Origin of the sequence: Roseococcus thiosulfatophilus, from assembly GCF_017311575.1 — a bacterium.
In the GTDB taxonomy this organism is placed as follows: domain Bacteria; phylum Pseudomonadota; class Alphaproteobacteria; order Acetobacterales; family Acetobacteraceae; genus Roseococcus; species Roseococcus thiosulfatophilus.
The window spans coordinates 212,910-233,196 of sequence record NZ_JAFFQY010000055.1; the positions used below are offsets into that span (position 1 = coordinate 212,910).

Consider the following 20,287-nt stretch of genomic DNA (forward strand, 5'->3'; position numbering starts at 1 on the left):
ATGTCGCGCTTCGCCCGATGCGGTGCAACGGTCGGGCGGCGAAAACGTCCGAGACGCCGTCCCGCCCTGGCCCGTCTTCCTGCGCGGCTGACTGGCCTGCCGCGCCTCGCTCGACCGCGGGCTGCCCGCCGCCCCCCTCGCAAGCGGAAAATGCTGGAATGGCCGCCCCGGAAGGGCCTAGGCTGCATCCGCAACAATCCACCTGCAGGGGGCTCCGTCATGGCCTCGATGGTGATCCATGACCGCCGCCTGATCGGCTCCACACCCGCCTGGTACAACTATGTCTGCCAGGTCACCGCCAACTCCCCCATCCGGACCATCGTCGAGACCACCGCGCGGCGGGCCCGGCAGTCGCGGCGGCTCGCGAAGCTGCATATCCTCTGCCATGGCTTCGAGGCGAATTGGAGCATCGGCGGACAGATCTGCACCCCCACCGCCCATGGCGGCTTCGGGTTGCAGCTCGGCATGGAGGGGCTGAACCTCTTCAACTACACGCTGGCCCGCGCCTGGAACGGGCTGGTGGACGAGATCGTCCTCTTCGCCTGCGCGCCGGCCGACACCTATCGCGAGAATGCCGGCACCTGGGGCGATGGGCGGCGCTTCTGCGGCTACCTGGCCCTGACGACCGGCGCGCGGGTCATCGCGGCGCGGGACACGCAGTATTATCGCCACAATGACGGCCCGATCGATTTCGGCGCCTGGGAAGGGCCGGTCTTCGAATACAGCGCGGCCAACCCGGATGGCGTGCGCATCCCGGACCCCTCGCCCTACCGCGTGCAGCGGTCCCGCGCCACGGCGGCCTGAGTCAGGCCCCGCGCAGCCAGTCGAGGAAAGGCCGCCACAGCGCCGCCTCGGCCCCCTGCCCGGCCACCATGCCGATATGCCCGGCCGCGGCCTCGTGCACCATCGCACCGGGCATGGCGGCGGCCAGTGCCCCGGCCGAGGCCGGCGGCACGATGCGGTCCCGCGCGGGGATGGCCAGGAAGGCGGGCTTGCGCCAGGCCTGGGGTTCCACCGGCAGCCCCGCCACCGCCCATTCGCCGCGCATGGGGGTGTTCGCGCCATACCAGCCGCCGATGGTCTCGCGCGCCACCGGCGCGGCCAGCGGCACACCGTCATTCAGCCAGTCCTCCAGCGCCACGAAGCGGCGGGCGCGGGGGCCGGCGGGGTCCAGGCGCCCGAAGGCGCGGAACTTCTCCGCGATGCTGTAGGGGTCGAGCAGGGCGAACATGGCCTGCAGCGCGTCCACGGGCACCGTGCCGGTGGCCTCCATGACGGGTTCCAGCCCCGGCAGCAGCCTGGCCAGCCGCGCGGCCCCCGGGTCCACGTGGAAATCCCAGGGGGTGGCCAGCAGCGCCAGCGCCCGGACGCGCGCGGGCTGGCGCAGGGCCGCGGCCAACGCCAGCAGCCCGCCCATGCAGTAGCCGGCCAGCACCACGCCCTCGGGCGCCGCCAGCAGCGCGCGTTCCAGCCGGCCGGCGATGTGGTCCGTCAGGGTGAAGCGGCGTTCCAGCGCGCCGGGCCAGCCCCAGTCCAGCAGCAGCGGCCGCACACCCTGGGCGCGGAGGAAGCGCAGGAAGGAGGCGCCCTCGTCCAGGTCCAGCACATAGGCGCGGTTCACCAGCGAGGGCACGAACAGCACCGGCGGCCCACCCCGCCCCCCTGGGCCGCCATAATCCAGCAGCCGGGCCGCGCCCTCGCGCCAGATCACGGGCGGCTCTTCCAGAGCGCGCTGGTGCGGGTGGCGGCGATAGGCCGCCAGCCCCTTCAGCAGTGCCGCATCGGCCCGCCACAGGCGCCGCAGCACGGCGGCGCGGAACTGCTCAGCCGCGAGAGGGTTTCCGCCTTGGTGCAGCGCGTCGAGCGCGCGGCCGATCCGCGCCGCCTCCGCCCTTCCCGCCTTCGACCGAGGCCAGGCGGCGTTCCAGCTCATCGAGGCGTGCGCGGAGGGCGGCGGCATCATCAGCGCGCTCAGCCCCCGCGCCTGGCTCAGCAGCAGGTGCAGCGGCAGGGGGCGCGGGCCGCGCCGCTTCGGGCCGAGCGGGGGGGGTGTCGCGCTCACGCGGGGGCCAGGCCGCGGCGGCGGCCGCCTGCGCCCGCCAGAAGGCGGCCATCAGCGCCACGCCGGCGGCCCAGGCCTCGGCGATCTCCTGGTCCTGGGCGAGCGCCGTCACCTCGCTCTCCCAGAGCGTGATCCAGTCGGCGGCAAGCTTGTCGAGTGGGTCGGGCGGCTCCATCCATGCCTTTGCTGCTTCGGCCGGCGCACAAGCCAGGGGCGGCAGAGACTTATCGCATCCCGGGCGGCGCGTGCTAGAGTTGCGGCCGCAACAAAGCCCGAACGGGGAACGTCACATGTCCGACGACAGCGCCGCCAGCAAGCCGTCCAAACCCCCGGTGGTGGTGAAGAAGTATGCGAACCGGCGGCTCTACAACACCGAAAGCAGCAGCTACGTCACGCTGGATGACTTGGCGCAGATGATCCGGCAGGGGCGGGACTTCGTGGTCTATGACGCGAAGTCGGGCGACGACATCACCCGCGGCGTGCTGACGCAGATCATCGTGGAGGAGGAGGCGAAGGGCAGCCATCTCCTGCCCGAGAGCTTCCTGCGCCAGCTCATCGGCTTCTATGGCGACAGCCTGCAGGGCGTGGTGCCGCGCTACCTGGAAATGACCATGCAGGGCTTCGCCCGCCAGCAGGAGGAGATGCGCCGCGGCGTGCAGGAGGCCTTCCGCCCCTTCACGCTCGAAGAGATCAGCAGCCGCAACATCGCCATGATGGAGCGCGCGATGAGCCTGTTCAGCCCCTTCCCGGCCCGCGGCGAGGTCGAGGCGCTCAAGGCCGAGAACGCGAAGCTGAAGGAGGAGCTGAACCGGCTGCGCGCGAAGGTCTGATGGCCACCGGCTGAATGCCCATTAACTCAATAGGAATTATCTGGACTCTCGCCCGCCGCGTTTGTTAACCTCTCCCTCACCAAGAACACAGGGAGAGTTCCATGCCTGACAGCCTGACCCCCACGGTGGCCGAACCCCTGAACATCGAGCCGCCCGTCTCCGCGCTCGACGCGCCCATCACCCCCACCCATGTCTTTTTCACCCGCAACAACGGCACCGTCCCTGAGATGGAGCCGGGCTGGACCCTGTCCGTCACCGGGCTGGTCGAGCGCGAACTCACCCTCACCCCCGAGGCGTTGCGCGCCCGCTTCCCCACGGTCGAGGTCGTTTCCGTCATGGAATGCGCGGGCAACAACCGCAGCGCCATCACGCCGGCCGTGGACGGGCTGGCCTGGGGCGCGGGGGCCGTGGGCTGCGCGCGCTGGACCGGCGTGCGCCTCGCGGATGTGCTGGAGGCCGCCGGCGTCTCCCCCCGCGCCGTCTATGTGGGCTTCCGCAGCCCGGACCATGTCATCGGCAAGCCGGGGGTGGAGGCGCTCTCGCGCGGGCTGCCCATCGCCAAGGCGCTCTCACCCGAGACGCTGATCGCCTTCGGGATGAACGGCGCGCCGCTGACCGCGCTGCACGGCGCGCCGCTGCGGATCGTGGCGCCCGGCTTCCCCGGCTCGGCCTGGCAGAAATGGCTGCGCGAGATCCTGGTGCTGGACCGCGAGCATGACGGCGCGAAGATGACGGGCCTCGATTACCGCATGCCGCGCCGCCCGCGCCGCCCCAACGAGGACCCGGCGGGCACGGAGTTCGACGTCATCACCGACATGCCGGTGAAGAGCCTGATCACCGCGCCGCCGGAGGGTTTTTCCACCCCCGGCCCCGTGGCGGTGCGCGGCTTCGCCTGGAGCGGGCATGTGCCGGTGGCGAAGGTGGAGGTCTCGGCCGATGGCGGCGCCACCTGGCACCATGCGCGGCTGGAGGCGGGGGCCTCGCAATGGGCCTGGCGGCGCTTCACTGCGGAACTGGCCGTGCCCCCGGGCCCCGTGACGCTGATGGCGCGCGCCACCGACATGGCCGGCAAGACCCAGCCCATGGACCCGCCCTGGAACCCGCGCGGCTACCTCAACAACGCCGTTCAGCGGGTGGGGGGAGTCGTGGCGGGCTGAAAGCCCGCTGCGCCAGGAAAGGCTCGGCGGGCTGAAAGCCCGCTGCGCCAGGAAAGGCTCGGCGGGCTGAAAGCCCGCTGCGCCAGGAAAGGCTCGGCGGGCGGAAGGCCCGCTGCGCCGGGAAAGGCTCGGCGGGCGGAAGGCCCGCTGCGCCGGGAAAGGCTCGGCGGGCGGAAGGCCCGCCGCGCCGAGGATGGCGGCGGGCCGGTCCCGCCGCCCGCTCAGGTCGCGAGAAGCACGGCCTCCGCCTCCGCGCGCGCCCCGTCCGCGCCGAAGACCAGCGCCGACTGCACCTCCACCCGGCAGGGCGCGCCGCGTTCCAGCCGCGCGCCGGGCGCCAGCACCGCGTCCAGCAGCGTGCCGCCCACCTCCACCACCGCGCGCGACCGCGCCTCGGTCGCGTCGCGGATGGAGCGCACCACACCCCCCCCTTGGCCCGGCCCCACGCCCGCATGCAGCACCAGGCCCGCCGGCCGCAGGAAGGCCAGGGCCGGCCCGTCGGGCAGGCGCACCTCCACCGGCGGCAGCGGCAGGTCGAAATGCGCGCGTCCGTCGCGCACCCGGCAGGTGAGGCGCGCCGCCTCGCCCAGGAAGCCGGCCACGAAGGGGGTGGCGGGCGCGCGCAGCAGGGTCTCGGCCGTGTCGCATTGCACGATGCGGCCCTTCTCCATCACGGCCACGCGGTCGGCCATCTCCATCGCCTCCTCCTGGTCATGCGTGACGAGGATGGTGGAGATGCCGAGCCGGTCGTGCAGGCCGCGGACCCAGCGGCGCACATCCTTGCGCACCAGCGCGTCCAGCGCGCCGAAGGGCTCGTCCAGCAGCAGCAGCCGCGGCTCGATGGCCAATGCCCGGGCCAGGGCCACGCGCTGGCGCTGCCCGCCGGAAATCTGCTCCGGGTAGCGGCGCTCCAACTCCGGGATCTGCACCAGGGCCAGGAGTTCGCGCACGCGGCGCGCGATCTCGGCCTCGGCCGGGCGGTCGCGGCGGACGCGCAGGCCGAAGGCCACGTTCTCGAACACCGTCATGTGGCGGAACAGCGCGTAGTGCTGGAACACCACGCCGATGCGCCGCTCGCGCGCGGGCACGCCGGTCATGTCCGCGCCCTCGATCAGGACGCGGCCCGCATCGGTGCCCTCCAGCCCCGCGAGAATCCGCAGCAGCGTGGTCTTGCCCGAGCCGGAAGGCCCCAGCAGCGCCACGAACTCCCCACTGGCGATGGAGAGCGAGACGCCCTCCAGCGCGGCGGTGGCGCCGAAGCGGCGGACGACGCCCTCGACCTCGATGCTCATGCCGCACCTCCCGCGCGCCGCCCGGCGACGCGCTCCAGCGCCGTCTTGGCGGCCAGGGTGACGAGGCCCAGCAGCGCCAGCAGCGCGGCCACGGCGAAGGCGCCCGCGAACTGGTATTCGTTGTAGAGGATCTCGACATGCAGCGGCATGGTGTTGGTCTCCCCGCGGATATGGCCGGACACGACGGACACCGCGCCGAATTCGCCCATGGCGCGGGCATTGCAGAGCAGGACGCCGGAGAGCAGCGCCCATTTCACGTTGGGCAGCGTGACGCGCCAGAAGGTCTGGAACCCCGTGGCGCCGAGGGTGGCGGCGGCCTCCTCCTCGTCGCGCCCCTGCTCCTGCATCAGCGGCAGCACCGTGCGGGCCACGAAGGGGAAGGTGACGAAGACGGTGGCGAGCACGAGGCCCGGCAGCGCGAAGATGATCTGGATGTCGCGCGCGCGCAGCCATTCGCCGAACCAGCCCTGCGCGCCGAAGATCAGCACGAAGACGAGGCCCGCGATGACGGGCGAGACGCTGAAGGGCAGCTCGATCAGCGTGACGAGCAGGCGCTTGCCGGGGAAGTCGAACTTCGCCACGCACCAGGCGGCGGCCACGCCGCCCACCAGGTTCACCGGCACGGTGATGGCGGCCACGATGAGGGTGAGGCGCATGGCCGCCAGGCTGTCCTCCTCCAGGATGGCGTCCAGCGCCACGGGCAGGCCGCGCCGCAACGCCTCGGTGAAGACGGCGAGCAGGGGCAGCAGCAGCATGACCAGCGCCACCAGCAGCGCGAGGCCGAGCAGCAGGCGCCGCGCCCAGGGCGCGTCCTCATGCGCGGGTCGGAAGGGGCCCATCATCGCCGCCCCCGCCGCAGCCAACGCTGCACCAGGTTCAGCAGGAAGAGCACGCCGAAGGAGAGCGTCAGCATGGCCAGCCCCACCGCCGCCGCGCCTGCATAGTCGAATTGTTCGAGGCGGATGACGATGAGAAGCGGCGCGATCTCGCTCACCATCGGCAGGTTGCCGGCGATGAAGATGACGCTGCCATATTCGCCGACCGATCGCGCGAAGCTGAGCGCGAAGCCGGTCAGCAGGGCCGGCGCCAGGGCGGGCAGCACCACGCGCCACAGCGTCTGCGGGCGGGTGGCGCCCAGCGTGGCGGCGGCTTCCTCGGCGTCGCGGCCCATGTCGCGCAGCACGGGCTCCACCGTGCGGACGATGAAGGGCAGGCCCACGAACATCAGCGCCAGCACGATTCCGGCCGGCGTGAAGGCCACCTGCCAGCCGGTCAGCGCCGTGATGGGCGCGCCCAGCCAGCCATTGGGCGCGAAGATGGCCGTCAGCGCGATGCCGGCGACGGCGGTCGGCAGGGCGAAGGGCAGGTCCACCGCGCCATCCAGCAGCGCGCGGCCCGGAAAGCGCAGCCGCACGATCACCCAGGCCAACAGCAGGCCGAGCGGCAGGTTGATCAGCGCGGCCAGCAGCGCCGTGCCGAAGGACAGGCGCAGCGCCGCCCAGACCCGCGGCTCGGAAAGGGAGGCGATGACGCCGCCCACCCCCAGCTCCCACGGCTTGATGACCAGCGCGGCCAGCGGGATCACGACGATCAGGCCCAGCCAGGCCAGCGTGATCCCCATCGTCAGCCCGAAGCCCGGGATGGCCACGACCCGCGCGGGGCCGCGCATCACCGTGGCGCTCATCGCGCGGGGGCCGTGATGCGGTCGAAGATGCCGCCATCGTTGAAGTGGACGCGCTGCGCCTCGGCCCAGCCGCCGAAAGCGCCGTCCACGGTGACGAGTTCCATCGCCGGGAAGCGCGCGGCATGGGCGGCGAGGACGGCCGGGTCGCGCGGGCGGTAATAATGCTTGGCCACCAGGGCCTGGCCCTCCGGCGTGTAGAGGCCGCGCAGATAGGCCTCGGCGGCCGCGCGGGTGCCGCGACGGTCCACATTCTGGTCCACCACGGCGACGGATGGCTCGGCCAGGATGGAGAAGCTGGGGTAGATGATCTCGAGCCCCGCCGCCGCGAATTCCTGCAAGGCGAGGTGCGCCTCGTTCTCCCAGGACAGGAACACGTCGCCCTGCCCGCGCTGGGCGAAGGTGGTGAGCGAGCCGCGCGCGCCGGTGTCCAGCACCGGCACCTGGCGGAAGAGCTGCGCCGTGGCGCGCTCCGCCGCGGCCGCGTCGCCGCCCGGCTGGCGCAGCGCCCAGGCCCAGAAGGCCAGGTAGTTCCAGCGCGCCCCGCCCGAGGTCTTGGGGTTGGGGGTGATGATGCGGATATCGGGCTTCAGCAGATCGCCCCAGTCGCGCACCGCCTTGGGATTCCCGCGCCGCACGAGGAAGACGATGGTGCTGGTGTAGGGCGCGCTGTTGTGCGGCAGGCGGGACATCCAGTCGCGCGCCAGGAAGCCGCGCTCAGCCACGGCATCAATGTCGTAGGCCAGCGCCAGGGTCAGCACATCCGCCTGCAGCCCATCAATGACCGAGCGCGCCTGCCGGCCCGAGCCGCCATGGGAGGTGTTCACCCGCAGCGACTGGCCGTGCTGCGCGCGCCATTGCGCCGTGAAGATGGGGTTGTACTCGCGATACAGCTCCCGCGTCGGGTCGTAGGAGACGTTGAGCAGGGTGTTCGCCTGCTGCGACCAAGCGGGGGAAGCGGCGAGGGCCAGGGCGGGCGCGCCCGTGAGCAGGGCGCGTCGGCCCGTTGCGAAGCCTGGGGTGGGCATCGGTCGCATTCCTTCGGATGGGGGGATTGGAAGGGGGCGTCAGGCCGCCTGTCGGACCGCCATGGAGCGGTAGCCCGGCGGGGTGTGCGGCGCGGGCATCGGCACGGGGGCGCCCAGGTGGCGGCCCGCCTCGCGCTGCGCCATGAGGGCGGCGGCGAGGCTCGGCGCCTGCCCGGCGACGGCATCCAGGGCGGAGGCGAGGTGGCGCAGCGCGCCGGCCAGATCCTGCACGCCGTCGAGGCGGGTGTGGCGCTGCGCCAGCACCTCGCGCAGCAGGTCGGCCAGGAGGACGGCGTGCGGGTCGGCCGCCATGGTGTTCGAGGGGAAGGCCTGCCCTTGGACCGGCTTCGGCGCGTCGTGGCGGAAAGACTCCATCACATCCTCCTTCGGCTCATGGCGGGCTGGATTTTCCGCCCGCTCATAATTCCTATCGGATTGATGGAGATTGAATCAAGCGTTTTCTTTTGCCGATTCCTCGGGCGTTTCGCCCTCGGCCGCCAGCTGCGCGAGGCTGGTTCCGTCCAGGATGCGCGCCGTCGCGTCCCGCACCTGGCGCATCAGCGCGCGGATTTCGCAGCTCGGCGGGTCCGGGCAATCGGTGCAGGGCTGGTAGGCGGTGAGGCTGGCGCACGGGATGGGCGCCAGCGGCCCGTCCAGCGCGCGGATCACCTCGGAGACGGGAATCTCCGCCGCCGCGCGGGCCAGCGCATAGCCCCCCGCCTTGCCGCGCCGGCTGGTCAGGAAGCCGTGCCGCCGCAGGTCCAGCAGGATGGCTTCCAGGAATTTCTGCGGGATATGCCCGCGCTCGGCCAGTTCATGGATGGGCAGGGTGGGCCGCCCCGTGGTGTCGGCGGCCAGGATGCACATGGCCCGCAGCCCGTATTTCGCCCGCTGCGTTAGCATGGGTGCCTCCCTTCCCCGGCCCTCAGGCCATCAACATCCCGCCATTGACGTGCAGCGTGGTGCCCGTGACCCAGGCGGCCTCGTCCGAGGCCAGGTAGACCACGGCGGCCGCCACGTCCTGCGCCGCGCCCATGCGCGCCAGCGGGATGCGCGAGAGCAGCGTGGTCTTCTGCGTCTCGTTCAGCTTGTCGGTCATGGGCGTGGCCACGAAGCCGGGGGCGACCACGTTCACGGTCACGCCACGCGGCGCCACCTCCTGCGCCAGCGCCTTGCTCATGCCGATGAGGCCCGCCTTGGCGGCAGCGTAGTTCGCCTGCCCCGCATTGCCCGTGACGCCCACGATGGAGGCGATGGAGACGATGCGCCCCGCGCGCCGCTTCATCATGCCGCGGAGTGCGGCGCGCGCCAGGCGGAAGGGGGCGTTCAGGTCCACTTCGAGGACGGCGTTCCAGTCCTCGTCGCCCATGCGAAGGGCCAGCATGTCGCGCGTGAAGCCCGCATTGTTCACCAGGATGTCGAGCTTGCCCTGCGCGGCCTCGATGCCCTCCACCAGCGCGGCCGGCGCGGCGGGGTCATTGAGGTCAGCGGGCATGACGCTGGCGCGGTCGCCCAGTTCCTCCGCCACCGCCTTCAGCTCCGCCTCGCGCCGCCCGGTCAGCACCACATGGGCCCCCTGGGCATGCAGCGCGCGGGCAATGCCCACCCCGATGCCCGAGCTGGCGCCGGTGACGAGGGCGATCTTGCCGTCAAGCTGGAACATGCGTCTCTCCGTCGAGGCGTTTCATCATGAAGAAGCGGGAATGGCCCGGCGGGTTGTCGGGCAGGGTGCCGAAGAGGGTATAGCCCTGCTTCTCGTAGAAGGGCCGCGCCTGGAAGCTGAGCGTGTCGAGATAGACGCCGACGCAGCCGCGCGCGCGGGCCTCCTCCTCCATGCGGCGCAGCAATTGCGCGCCCAGGCCGCCGCGCCGGAGGTCCTCCGGCAGATAGAACATCACGACGTGCAGCCAGGCGGCGTAGCAATGGCCGTGGATGCCGCCCGCCGGCACGTCCTCGCCATCGCGGAACACCATCAGGCGCAGGGGCTTGTAGCCATGCGGGCCGATGAAGGGGCCGTTGAAGGCCGCGAAGCCCTCCACCAGCACGTCCTCCAGCGGCGTCTGTTCCGCCTCGGAGATTTCGATCCGCATCAGGCGTGCTCCGCGTCGAGGCGCTTCATCAGGAAGACCCGCGAATGGTCGGGCGGGAAGCCGGTGATCTCGCCGAAGCGCGCATAGCCCTGGCGCTCATAGAAGCCAGGCGCCTGGAAGCTGTAGCTGTCCACCCAGGCCCCCACGCAGCCATGGGCGCGCGCGGCCTCCTCCATCTGCCGGACCATCCGGGCACCGAGGCCGCCGCCGCGCATATCCTCGGGCAGGAAGAACATGTGCAGATAAAGCCAGCCGTACGCGCAGAGGCCCACCAGCGCGCCGGCGGGCTCGGCCTCGCCGGGGCGGGTGGCGGTCACGGTCAGCGTCAGCGGCCGGGGGTCGCCCGTGAAGGGCGCGTTGAACTCCGACAGGCCACGCTTGGCCAGGCGCAGCGCGGCGTCATACTCGCCCTCGGTCAGGGTGAGCGTCGCCTCCATCAAAGGCTCTTGGCGAAGGCTTCGATGTCGGCGGGCGTGCTGACGGCCATGGCGCTGGCCTCGGGCGCGTTGCGCTTCATCAGCCCGGTCAGCACCTTGCCCGCGCCGACCTCCACGAAGCGGGTGCAGCCGGCGGCGGCCATGGCGGCCACGCATTCGCGCCAGCGCACCGTGCCCGTCACCTGGCGGACGAGCAGTTCGCGGATGGCCTCGGGGTCGCTGACCGGCGTGGCGGTCACGTTGGCCACCACGGGCACGGCGGGGTGGGCCATGCGCGCCTTGGCCAGCGCATCGGCCATCACCTCGGCGGCGGGGGCCATCATGGCGCAGTGGAAGGGAGCGGAGACGGGCAGCAGCATGGCGCGCTTGATGCCGGCGGCCTTCGCGGCCTCGATGGCGCGTTCCACCGCGGCCTTCGCGCCGGAGACGACGACCTGGCCGCCGCCATTGTCATTGGCGACTTCCACGACCTCACCCTGCGCGGCCTCGGCGCAGATGGCGCGCGCCTGCTCGGCCTCCGCGCCCAGCAGGGCGGCCATGGCGCCCTCGCCGGGGGCGACGGCCTGCTGCATGGCATCGCCGCGCACGCGCAGCAGCCGGGCGGCGGTGGGCAGGTCGAAGGCGCCGGCGGCGGTCAGCGCGCTGTATTCGCCCAAGCTGTGCCCCGCCACCAGCGCCACGCGCCGGCCGAGGTCAAAGCCCGCCTGCGTGGCCAGCACCCGCACCACGGCGAGCGAGACGGCCATCAGCGCCGGCTGGGCATTGGCGGTGAGCGTGAGTTCCTCGGCCGGGCCTTCGAACATCAGGCGGGAGAGGCGCTGGCTCAGCGCGTCATCCACCTCCTGGAAGGTGTGGCGGGCGATGGGGAAGGCATCGGCCAAGTCGCGGCCCATGCCCGGGGCCTGGCTGCCCTGGCCGGGGAAGACGAAGGCGAGTGACATTTTGGTTCCGTGCGTGTGGCGGGATTGCCATTGCCCCACCACGCGCGGCTGTCAACGGGTTAACCTGGCCAGAGGGGTCCGCGCTTCAGGCCAGGGGCTTCACGCGTCCATCTTGAGGGCGGCGATGAAGGCGCTCTGCGGGATTTCGACCTTCCCGAACTGGCGCATCTTCTTCTTGCCCTCCTTCTGCTTGTCCAGCAGCTTGCGCTTGCGGCTGATGTCGCCGCCATAGCACTTGGCCGTCACATCCTTGGACAGCGCGCTGATGGTCTCGCGCGCGATCACGCGCCCGCCGATGGCCGCCTGGATGGGGATCTTGAAGAGCTGGCGGGGAATCAGCTCCTTCAGCTTCTCGCATATCTGCCGGCCGCGTTTGTCGGCCGCGCTGCGGTGCGCCATGAAGGAGAGCGCATCCACCGGCTCGTTGTTGACCAGGATGCTGATCTTGACGAGGTCGCTCTCCGCATAGCCGTCCATCACGTAGTCGAAGCTGGCATAGCCGCGGCTGACGGATTTCAGCCGGTCGTAGAAGTCGAACACCACCTCGTTCAGCGGCAGGCGATAGACGGCCATGGCGCGGGTGCCGACATAGGTCAGCTCCACCTGCTGCCCGCGGCGCTCGTTGCACAGCGTCAGGATGGCGCCCAGGTGTTCATCGGGCACGAAGACCGTGGCCTTGATCCAGGGCTCCTCGATGGCCGCGATGCGGGTCGGGTCGGGCATGTCGGCGGGGTTGTGGAGTTCCTCCACCTCGCCGCTGTTCATGCGCAGCTTGTAGACCACGCTCGGCGCGGTCGCGATGAGTTCCAGGTTGAACTCGCGCGAGAGGCGTTCCTGGATGATCTCCAGGTGCAGCAACCCCAGGAAGCCGCAGCGATAGCCGAGGCCGAGCGCGAGCGAGGTCTCCTGCTCATAGTGGAAGCTGCTGTCGTTCAGGCGCAGCTTGCCCAGCGCGTCGCGCAGCTTGTCGAAGTCGTCGGCGTCCACGGGGTAGAGGCCGCACCACACCACCGGGATGCTGTCCTTGAAGCCGGGCAGCGCCTCGGCCGCGGGGTTGCGGTCATCCGTGATGGTGTCGCCCACGGAGGTGTCGGCCACGGTCTTCATGGCGGCCGTCAGGTAGCCCATCTCGCCCGGGCCCAGGCTGTCCACCGGCACCATCTTCGGCGTGAAGACGCCCACCTGGTCCACCGTGTAGGTGGCGCCATTGGACATCATGCGGATCTTCTGGCCCTTCCTGAGGTGCCCGTCCTTGATCCGCACCAGGATGACGACGCCGAGGTAGCTGTCATACCAGCTGTCCACCAGCAGCGCCTTGGTCGGCGCCTTGGCATCGCCGGTCGGCGGCGGCAGGCGCGTGACGATGGCCTCCAGCACGCCCTCGATGTTGAGGCCGGTCTTGGCGGAAATCTCGACCGCCTGGCTTGCGTCGAGGCCGATCACGTCCTCGATCTGCTGCTTCACCCGCTCGGGCTCGGCCGCCGGCAGGTCGATCTTGTTGAGGACCGGGACGATCTCGTGGTTGGCATCAATGGCCTGGTAGACGTTCGCCAGCGTCTGCGCCTCGACGCCCTGCGAGGCGTCCACCACCAGCAGCGAGCCCTCGCAGGCGGCCAGGCTGCGGCTCACCTCATAGGCGAAGTCCACATGGCCGGGCGTGTCCATGAGGTTCAGCACATAGGTCTCGCCATCCTGGGCCTTGTAGTGGATGCGGACGGTCTGCGCCTTGATGGTGATGCCGCGCTCGCGCTCGATGTCCATGCTGTCGAGCATCTGTTCCTTCATGTCGCGCAGCGCCACGGTGCCGGTGGACTGGATCAGCCGGTCGGCGAGCGTGGATTTCCCATGGTCGATATGCGCGACGATGGAAAAGTTGCGGATGCGGTTCAGCGGGGTATCGGTCATGGGGGCCCGGTCTGGCGGCGCCTGGATCATCCTGGGCGCGGGAATTTCAGCACGGACATAGGCCAGACGGGCGGGAAGTCAAAGCGCGGAGGTGACGAAGCGGCCGCGGGCGGCGAAGCTGGCCCGACATTTCCGGGAGAGCCCCATGCCCAAGCGCGCCATTTCCTCCGACAAGGTGTTCAAGTCCCGCCTGCCCTTCGCCCAGGCGACGGTGGCGGGGGGTTTCATGTTCGTCTGCTGCGTGGGCACCAACCGCGAGGGGAAATACGCGGTGGGTGATGCCCGCGCCCAGACGCAGCAATGCATCGACAACATCCGCGCCCTGATCGAGGAGGCGGGCGGCACCCTGGCCGACGTGGTGAAATGCACCGTCTATGTGACCGGCCGCGAGCATTGGGCGCCGATGAACGAAGTCTATTTCGCCAATTTCGCGGAAGACCCGCCGCACCGCGTCTCCTGCATCGTGGCCGGGCTGGGTTCGCCCGATTGCCTGGTGGAGATTGATGCGACGGCCTATCTGGGGGAAGGCTGAGGCAGCAGGGGCGCCAGCCGCAGCATGGCCAAGGCCCCCAGCAGCGGCCCCGCCGCCAGCAAGGCAAACGCCCCGCCCCAGCCCAGCGCCGGCACCGCCCAGGCCATCATCTGGATCACGGGCACGGTCAGCAGGAAGCCCAGGCAGGTCTGCACCGTCAGCATGGTGCCGACCAGTTCGGGCGGGGCGCAGAGGCTGGTGCAGGCGCTGAACTGCGCCGAATCCGCCACCACGAAGACGCCCCACACGAAGACCAGCGCCAGCGTCAGCGGCAGGAAGAGACCCGCCATGCCGCCCGCCAGCAAGGCGCAGCCGCCGCTGATGAGCATGGCGAGTGCGGCCATCCGCGCCCGGTTGAAGCGGTCGGCCAGCGCGCCCAGCCCCACGCAGCCGATGGCGCCTGCCCCCACCACCAGCGTGGTCCAGACGCCGGCATCGCCCGGCACGCCCTGTTGCGCCAGGAACAGCCCCACCCAGGCCCACATGGCGTACAGCTCCCACATGTGGCCGAGATAGCCGGCATTCGCGAGGCGCAGCCGCCGGTCGGTGAAGGCCAGCAGCACGGCGCGCGGGTTGAAGGGCGGGCGGGTGGCCTGGTTGGGGCCCTCCCGGAAGGGCAGCACCAGCAGCCCGCCGAGCGCGGCCAACGCGCCGGACGCCACGTAGACCGCGAGCGGGTCCAGCCCGCCCAGCAGCGCCGGCAGGGCGTGCGGGGCGGCGGAACCCAGCGTCAGCGCGCCCACCACGATGCCGATGAGCAGGCCCAGATCGCCTTGCGCCCAACCCGAAGCGAGCTTCATCCCCACCGGATAGACGCCCGCCATGGCCGCCCCCGCCACGAAGCGCAGGACATAGGCGGCAACCCCGGCCGGCGGCAGGAAGGCCTGGGCCGCCGTGGCCAGGCCCGCCAGCAGGGCGGAGGCCAGGAACAGCCGCCGCGCCGGCAGCCTGTCGGCCAGCGAAAGCAGCGCCGAGACCAGCGTCCCCGCCACGAAACCCAGCTGCACCGCCGCCGTCAGCCAGCCCGCCTGCGCGCCCGTGATGGCGCCCGAGGCGAGCAAAGGCGGCACCGTCGCCGCCCCCGCGAACCACACCGCCGGCGCCAGCATGATCGCCAGCGCGAGCAAGGTGAGGTTCCGCGCCTTCATCCCCGCAGGACCGCGCCCGTCGCCTTGGCCACCGCGGCGACAACCTTGGCGCAGATGGCCTCGATCTCCGCGTCGGTGAGCGTCTTGTCGCGCGGCTGGAGCGTGACCTCGATGGCGAGGCTGACCTTGCCCTCGGGCAGGTTCGGCCCGGCATAGCGGTCGAACAGCACCACCTCGCTGATCAGCGCGCGTTCGGCGCCCTGCGCCGCGCGCAGCAGCTTTTCGGCCGGCACGGCGGCGTCCAGCAGGAAGGCGAAGTCACGCCGCACGGGCTGCAGCGCCGAGAGTTCTGGCGCCGATTTCTTGCGGCGCTTGGGCTCGGGGATGGCGTCCAGGAACAGCTCGAAGCCCACGGTGTTGCGCGGCAGATCCAGCGCCTCGCACAGCCGCGGGTGCAACTGCCCGAACTGCGCCAGCACCACCTTGGGCCCCTGCCGCAGCACGCCCGAACGGCCGGGGTGGTAATGCCCCGGCGCATCGGTCGTGGTCTGAAGCGCGGCCATGGGCACGCCCAGCGCCTCCAGCAGCGCCATCACATCGCCCTTGGCGTCCAGCGCGTCCAGGTCCCGCGCCGGCGCGGCCCAGTTGGCGGGGGTGCGGCCGGCCCGCAGGCCCACCGCCATGGCCATCTGCCCGGACGGCGTGGTGTCGCGATAGCCGCCGCCCAATTCGCACAGCGCCACATCGGCGAAGCCCCGCGCCGCGTTGCGCGCGGCGGCGAGCGCGAGCGAGGCCAGCGGCGTGGGCCGCATCTGGTCGAGGTCCGAGGCGATGGGGTTTTCCAGGCGCAGCGCCTCCGGCGTCTCGCCGAACATCGCGGCGATGCGATGCTCGATGAAGCCATAGGTCACGCATTCTTGCAGGCCCCGTGCCGCCAGCAGGCGCCGCGCCAGCGCCGCGCGCCCCTGCTTCGCATCCAGCGAGGGCGCGGGCACAGGCGAGGCCACCGGCAGCGACACGGCCGGCACGGCATCGAGCCCGCCCAGCCGCAGCACCTCCTCCACCAGGTCGCATTCGGCTTCCACCGCGGCGCAGCCCTCGGCGGCGGTGGCGGCGCGGGTGGGTTCGAGGCCCGGGTCCTGGTCGAGATGGATGGCGGCCGCGATGTCGTTGCGCCAGGGCGGCACGGCCACGGTGATGGCCGCGTCATCCACCGATTGCAGCACGAAGCCGAGGCGCGTCAGCCGCGTCACCGCCTCGTCCAGCGAGAGGTCGAGGCCGCCCAGCCCCGCCAGGCGTTCCAGCCGCAGCGTGGCCTGGCGCTCCCATGCGGGGGGCGTGCCGGCCTCGCTGACGGTGCTGGGCTCGCCGCCGCACAGCTCCATGATCATGGCCGTGGCGGCATCCAGCGCGGAGGGCAGCAGCGAAGGGTCAATGCCGCGTTCGAACCGCGCGCGGGCATCGGTGAAGACGTTGTGCCGGCGCCCCGAGAGCGCGATCCGCACGGGGTCGAACAGCGCGCATTCGATGAAGCATTCGGTGGTGGTCTCGTCGCAGCCCGAGGGCTCGCCGCCCACGATGCCGCCCAGCGCCTCGGCGCCGGCCGCGTCGGCGATGACGCCATCCTCCGGCGTCAGTGCGTAGGTCTTGCCGTTCAGCGCCAACAGCTCCTCACCCTCGCGCGCCATGCGCATGGCGAGCGTGCCGCCCTTCACCTTGGCCACGTCGAAGACATGCAGCGGGCGGCCGAGGTCAAAGGTGAAGAAGTTGGTGATGTCCACCAGCGCCGAGATCGGCCGCAGCCCGATGGCGCGCAGACGGTCCTGCAGCCATTGCGGGCTGGGGCCGTTCTTCACGCCGCGCACGGCCCGGCCCAGCACCCAGGTGCAGGCACGGGGGTCCTCGATGGTCCAGCGCAGCGGGGTCTCGTAGGCGGGCGTGATGGCGGGCGGCACGCGCGGGTGCAGCGTGCCGAGGCCGGCCGCCGCCAGGTCACGCGCCACGCCGCGCACACTCAGCGCATCGCCACGGTTGGGCGTGACCTTGACTTCAATGATGGGGTCATCCAGCCCGGCCCAGGCGACGTAGCTGCTGCCCACGGGGGCTTCGGGCGGCAGGTCCACGATGCCGTCATGGTCCTCGCCCAGCCCCATCTCGCGGGCGGAGAGCATCATGGCCTCGCTCTTCACCCCGCGGATTTCGCCGGCCTTGAGCGTGATGCCCGTGCCGGGGATGAAGGCGCCGGGAAGGGCCGCCACGCCCACCATGCCGGTGCGCGCATTGGGTGCGCCGCAGACGACGGAAAGCTCACGCCCATCGCCCACATCCACGCGCAGCGCGCGCAGCCGGTCGGCATTGGGGTGCTGCACGGCCTCGATCACGCGGGCGATGCGGAAATGGGCCAGCGCCGCGCCACGATCTTCCACGCCCTCCACCTCGATGCCGATGGCGGAGAGGGTGGTGGTGATCTCGTCCAGCGTGGCGGTGGTGGCAAGGTGTTCCCGGAGCCAGCTCAAGGGAAACTTCATGGGATGAGTTCCACGTCAGAAGAATGCGGCCGCACGGCGGTCGCCGCCGCCCAACCGACCGTGACCGCAGATGCGCCCGTGGCGCGGCGAAAGCCAAGCGCGCGGATGCGCGCGCCCGGCGCTTGAGGGCACGAAAAACGAAGCATCAAACGCCCTCGTGCAGCGAAGCTGCCGCGAGGGGGGTTGATGCGTAGTGGCTCAGCCAACGGCTGTCGCCCTCGAAGAACGGCCGCAAATCCGCCATGCCGTGCTTCAGCATCGTGATCCGCTCGATCCCCATGCCGAAGGCGAAGCCCTGCCACTCGCGCGCGTCCAGCCCGCAATTGGCCAGCACGCGCGGATGGACCATGCCGCTGCCCAGGATTTCCAGCCAATCCGTGCCCGCGCCGAGTTCGCCGGTCTTGCGGTTCCAGCCGATATCCACCTCCATCGAGGGCTCGGTGAAGGGGAAGTAGCTGCTGCGGAATCGCACCGGCAGGTCGCTGATGCCGAAGAAGGCGCGAAGGAAATCCGTCAGGCAACCCTTCAGGTGGCCGAGGGTGATGCCGCGATCAATCACCAGCCCCTCGACCTGGTGGAACATGGGGCTGTGCGTCGCGTCATGGTCGGCGCGGTAGGTGCGGCCAGGCGCGATGATGCGGATGGGCGGCTCCTGCCCGATCATGGTGCGGATCTGCAGGGGCGAAGTTTGGGTCCGGAGCACGGTGCGCCGGCCATCCGTCTCGCCGGGCAAATAAAACGTGTCCTGCTCCTGCCGCGCCGGGTGGTGGTCCGGGATGTTCAGCGCGGCGAAATTGTACCAGTCGCCCTCGATGTCCGGGCCTTCCACGACGCGGAAGCCCATGGCGCCGAAGATGGCCGTCAGCTCCTCGATGGTGCGGGAAATGGGGTGGATGCCGCCCTTGCCGCCCGGGGCGAAGGGGCGCGGCGGCAGGGTCACGTCCAGGCGCTCGGCGGCGAGGCGCGCATCCAGGGCCGCTTCCTCCAGCACGGCGCGCCGCGCCTCGATGGCCGCTTCCAGCCGCACCTTCAAGGCGTTCACGGCAGCGCCGCGGGCCTTGCGTTCCTCCGGCGGCAGGGCGCCCAGCGTCTTGAGCAGCCCGGTCAGCGCGCCCGCCTTGCCCAGCGTGGCCACGCGGACCGCGTCCAGCGCGCGCAAATCGGCGGCGGCGGCAAGCTCCGCCTCGGTCCGTGTGGCGAGTTCGGCGAGGTCATCCGGCATGGGTGTGGTCCCGAAACATGAAAAAGGGCCGCCCACGCTTGCGCGCAGCGGCCCTCCGAAACACGACGCGAAGCCCGGGCTGTCAGGCCTGGGGGCGCGCTTCCTTGGCCTTCTGGACGATCTCCGCAAAGGCCGCGGGTTCGTCGAAGGCGATCGTGGCCAGGACCTTGCGGTCCATCTCGATGCCGGCCGCCTTGATGCCCGCGATGAACTGGCTGTAGGTCATGCCATGTTCGCGCGTGGCGGCGTTGATGCGCTGGATCCACAACCCGCGGAACTCACGCTTCTTGTTGCGGCGGTCGCGATAGGCGTATTGCAGCGCCTTCTCGACGCGCTGCAGCGCCGCGCGGTAGGTCGTGGACGAACGGCCGACATAGCCCTTCGCCAGGTCCAGGACCTTCTTGTGACGGGCATGGGCGGTAACGCCGCGCTTGACACGTGCCATCTGCTCTCTCCTCTAGCCGCGCTTTACCGGGACAGCCCGTAGGGCAGCCACTGCATCACCGTCTTGGCATCCTGCGGCTCGAGAACCTGGGTGCCCCGGTTCTGGCGCTTGGCCTTCTGGCTGCGGTTGGAGAGCATGTGCCGCTTGCGGCCGGGGCCCGCGAGGACCTTGCCGGTGGCGGTGATCTTGAAGCGCTTCTTCGCGCTCGAGGTGGTCTTCATCTTGGACATTCGGGCCCTCCGATCGGTGGGTTGGGGCGGCCCCTGGCAACCACACCATGTGGCGGAGGCACGCACGCCCGGCCAGGCTGTCCAATGGCCATGGTCGGGCGGGAGGCAGGCTTCTACAGGCGCGGCCGGACGGAGTCCAGCCCGGGCCCGGCATCTCAGTCCGGACGCGGCGGGGCGGGCACCACGGGCGGCGGCGCCACCCCCAGCGGCGGCAGGCCGGCCGCGATGGGGGACAGCGCCTCCCGCGCCGGCGCGGGTTCCGGGGTGGCGGCGGGGGCCGGTGCGGGCGCGGGCGTCGCGATGACCACGCCCGAGGGCGCCTCGGCCGCCGCGGGTTCCGTGTAGTCGGGCACGATGCGCGCCTGCGCGCCCTTGATGACCAGCACGCGGGTGCCATTGGGCAGGGGTTCCTGGTCGCGCTGCGTCACGCTCACCAGCGTGCCATTGCCCTGCCGCACGACGTATTCGATGGCATCGGTGTTGGCGGTGGCGCGCTCGGCCGTGGTGCCGATGATGCCGCCCAGCAAGGCGCCGCCCACGGCGCCCAGCGCCGCGCTGACGCCGCCGCCGCCCGCGGCCCCGCCCACCGCGCCGCCCGCGGCCGCGCCGGCCGTGCCGCCCGCCGCGCCATCGGCCGCGATGGCGACCCGGCGCGAGCCCAGCACCACCCCCTGCTCGACCGGGTTGGCCTGCTGCACGGCGGTGGTGCGGTATTCATCGGCCGAGAAGCGGTCGGCGCAGGCCGCCAGCATCAGGAGCGCGAGGAGGGGGGCGAAGCGTCTCATGACCCGGCAGATAGGCGCCTTGGGGCTGTTACGC

22 protein-coding genes are annotated in these 20,287 nt (G+C 71.4%); 4 read left to right on the forward strand and 18 right to left on the reverse strand.

Translation table 11 applies throughout. The features are described 5' to 3' along the window. Positions 1–219: 219 nt before the first annotated feature. Positions 220–804, forward strand: a complete 585-nt coding sequence (locus tag JTN19_RS15580) for a hypothetical protein (protein ID WP_206934485.1) — start codon at positions 220–222, stop codon at positions 802–804. 1 nt (position 805) lies between these two features. Here the strand turns inward: JTN19_RS15580 and JTN19_RS15585 are convergent, their stop codons facing one another. Continuing rightward, positions 806–2,062, reverse strand: a complete 1,257-nt coding sequence (locus JTN19_RS15585) for an alpha/beta fold hydrolase (protein ID WP_340643341.1) — start codon at positions 2,060–2,062, stop codon at positions 806–808. A gap of 290 nt (positions 2,063–2,352) precedes the next feature. On the opposite strand from JTN19_RS15585, the gene phaR reads away from it, so the two are divergent. Both phaR and JTN19_RS15595 read left to right on the forward strand, forming a co-directional pair. Then, positions 2,353–2,892 (forward strand): polyhydroxyalkanoate synthesis repressor PhaR, encoded by a 540-nt coding sequence (gene phaR, locus JTN19_RS15590; protein WP_206934487.1) that lies wholly within the window; start codon positions 2,353–2,355, stop codon positions 2,890–2,892. Positions 2,893–2,993: 101 nt separating this feature from the next. Next, on the forward strand, positions 2,994–4,049 hold the full coding sequence (locus tag JTN19_RS15595) for a sulfite oxidase (RefSeq protein ID WP_206934489.1): 1,056 nt from the start codon (positions 2,994–2,996) through the stop codon (positions 4,047–4,049). A gap of 221 nt (positions 4,050–4,270) precedes the next feature. On the opposite strand, the gene JTN19_RS15600 is transcribed toward JTN19_RS15595, so the two are convergent. The 11 genes from JTN19_RS15600 to lepA form a co-directional block, all read right to left on the reverse strand. Then, complete coding sequence (locus JTN19_RS15600; protein WP_206934491.1) at positions 4,271–5,341, reverse strand: sulfate/molybdate ABC transporter ATP-binding protein; 1,071 nt, start codon at positions 5,339–5,341, stop codon at positions 4,271–4,273. After that, positions 5,338–6,183, reverse strand: a complete 846-nt coding sequence (cysW, locus tag JTN19_RS15605; RefSeq protein ID WP_206934493.1) for a sulfate ABC transporter permease subunit CysW — start codon at positions 6,181–6,183, stop codon at positions 5,338–5,340. The genes JTN19_RS15600 and cysW overlap by 4 nt, the downstream gene beginning before the upstream one ends. Continuing rightward, the gene (gene cysT / locus JTN19_RS15610; RefSeq protein ID WP_206934495.1) at positions 6,180–7,025 is read right to left on the reverse strand and encodes a sulfate ABC transporter permease subunit CysT; all 846 of its coding nucleotides are present in this window, start codon (positions 7,023–7,025) and stop codon (positions 6,180–6,182) included. Before cysT ends, cysW begins: the two co-directional genes overlap by 4 nt. Beyond that, complete coding sequence (locus JTN19_RS15615; protein WP_206934497.1) at positions 7,022–8,050, reverse strand: sulfate ABC transporter substrate-binding protein; 1,029 nt, start codon at positions 8,048–8,050, stop codon at positions 7,022–7,024. Before JTN19_RS15615 ends, cysT begins: the two co-directional genes overlap by 4 nt. A 39-nt stretch (positions 8,051–8,089) precedes the next feature. Then, positions 8,090–8,425 carry a hypothetical protein gene (locus tag JTN19_RS15620; protein WP_206934498.1) on the reverse strand — a complete coding sequence of 112 codons (336 nt, stop codon included), beginning with the start codon at positions 8,423–8,425 and terminating at the stop codon, positions 8,090–8,092. 75 nt (positions 8,426–8,500) lie between these two features. Beyond that, entirely contained in the window at positions 8,501–8,953 is a 453-nt protein-coding gene (locus tag JTN19_RS15625) for an RrF2 family transcriptional regulator (protein WP_206934501.1), read from the reverse strand. Positions 8,954–8,975: 22 nt separating this feature from the next. Beyond that, a complete protein-coding gene (gene fabG / locus JTN19_RS15630; protein ID WP_206934503.1) occupies positions 8,976–9,713 on the reverse strand; it encodes a 3-oxoacyl-[acyl-carrier-protein] reductase in 738 nt (245 codons plus the stop codon). Next, positions 9,700–10,140 carry a GNAT family N-acetyltransferase gene (locus JTN19_RS15635; protein WP_206934505.1) on the reverse strand — a complete coding sequence of 147 codons (441 nt, stop codon included), beginning with the start codon at positions 10,138–10,140 and terminating at the stop codon, positions 9,700–9,702. Before JTN19_RS15635 ends, fabG begins: the two co-directional genes overlap by 14 nt. After that, entirely contained in the window at positions 10,140–10,577 is a 438-nt protein-coding gene (locus JTN19_RS15640) for a GNAT family N-acetyltransferase (RefSeq protein ID WP_206934507.1), read from the reverse strand. Before JTN19_RS15640 ends, JTN19_RS15635 begins: the two co-directional genes overlap by 1 nt. Then, positions 10,577–11,518: an ACP S-malonyltransferase gene (gene fabD, locus JTN19_RS15645; RefSeq protein ID WP_206934508.1), complete on the reverse strand. Its 942-nt coding sequence runs from the start codon at positions 11,516–11,518 to the stop codon at positions 10,577–10,579. The genes JTN19_RS15640 and fabD overlap by 1 nt, the downstream gene beginning before the upstream one ends. Before the next feature lie 99 nt (positions 11,519–11,617). Then, a complete protein-coding gene (lepA, locus tag JTN19_RS15650; protein WP_206934510.1) occupies positions 11,618–13,423 on the reverse strand; it encodes a translation elongation factor 4 in 1,806 nt (601 codons plus the stop codon). A gap of 145 nt (positions 13,424–13,568) precedes the next feature. Here lepA and JTN19_RS15655 point away from each other — a divergent pair, with 145 nt between their 5' ends. After that, the gene (locus JTN19_RS15655; protein WP_206934512.1) at positions 13,569–13,955 is read left to right on the forward strand and encodes a RidA family protein; all 387 of its coding nucleotides are present in this window, start codon (positions 13,569–13,571) and stop codon (positions 13,953–13,955) included. Here JTN19_RS15655 and JTN19_RS15660 read toward each other — a convergent pair. The 6 genes from JTN19_RS15660 to JTN19_RS15685 all read right to left on the reverse strand — a co-directional run bounded on the left by JTN19_RS15660 (position 13,937) and on the right by JTN19_RS15685 (position 20,253). Beyond that, a complete protein-coding gene (locus JTN19_RS15660) occupies positions 13,937–15,082 on the reverse strand; it encodes an MFS transporter (RefSeq protein ID WP_242531180.1) in 1,146 nt (381 codons plus the stop codon). The two genes, JTN19_RS15655 and JTN19_RS15660, sit on opposite strands and share 19 nt — an antisense overlap. Positions 15,083–15,099: 17 nt before the next feature. After that, positions 15,100–17,571 (reverse strand): phenylalanine--tRNA ligase subunit beta, encoded by a 2,472-nt coding sequence (gene pheT, locus JTN19_RS15665; RefSeq protein ID WP_206934516.1) that lies wholly within the window; start codon positions 17,569–17,571, stop codon positions 15,100–15,102. A 145-nt stretch (positions 17,572–17,716) separates the two neighbouring features. Next, positions 17,717–18,793, reverse strand: coding sequence for a phenylalanine--tRNA ligase subunit alpha (pheS, locus tag JTN19_RS15670; RefSeq protein WP_206934518.1), 1,077 nt, complete (start codon positions 18,791–18,793; stop codon positions 17,717–17,719). An 82-nt stretch (positions 18,794–18,875) separates the two neighbouring features. Further along, positions 18,876–19,238, reverse strand: coding sequence for a 50S ribosomal protein L20 (gene rplT, locus JTN19_RS15675; RefSeq protein WP_184382589.1), 363 nt, complete (start codon positions 19,236–19,238; stop codon positions 18,876–18,878). Between the two features lie 23 nt (positions 19,239–19,261). After that, complete coding sequence (rpmI, locus tag JTN19_RS15680; RefSeq protein ID WP_184382587.1) at positions 19,262–19,468, reverse strand: 50S ribosomal protein L35; 207 nt, start codon at positions 19,466–19,468, stop codon at positions 19,262–19,264. Positions 19,469–19,623: 155 nt separating this feature from the next. Next, positions 19,624–20,253 carry a hypothetical protein gene (locus tag JTN19_RS15685; protein WP_206934520.1) on the reverse strand — a complete coding sequence of 210 codons (630 nt, stop codon included), beginning with the start codon at positions 20,251–20,253 and terminating at the stop codon, positions 19,624–19,626. Between the last annotated feature and the right edge of the window lie 34 nt (positions 20,254–20,287).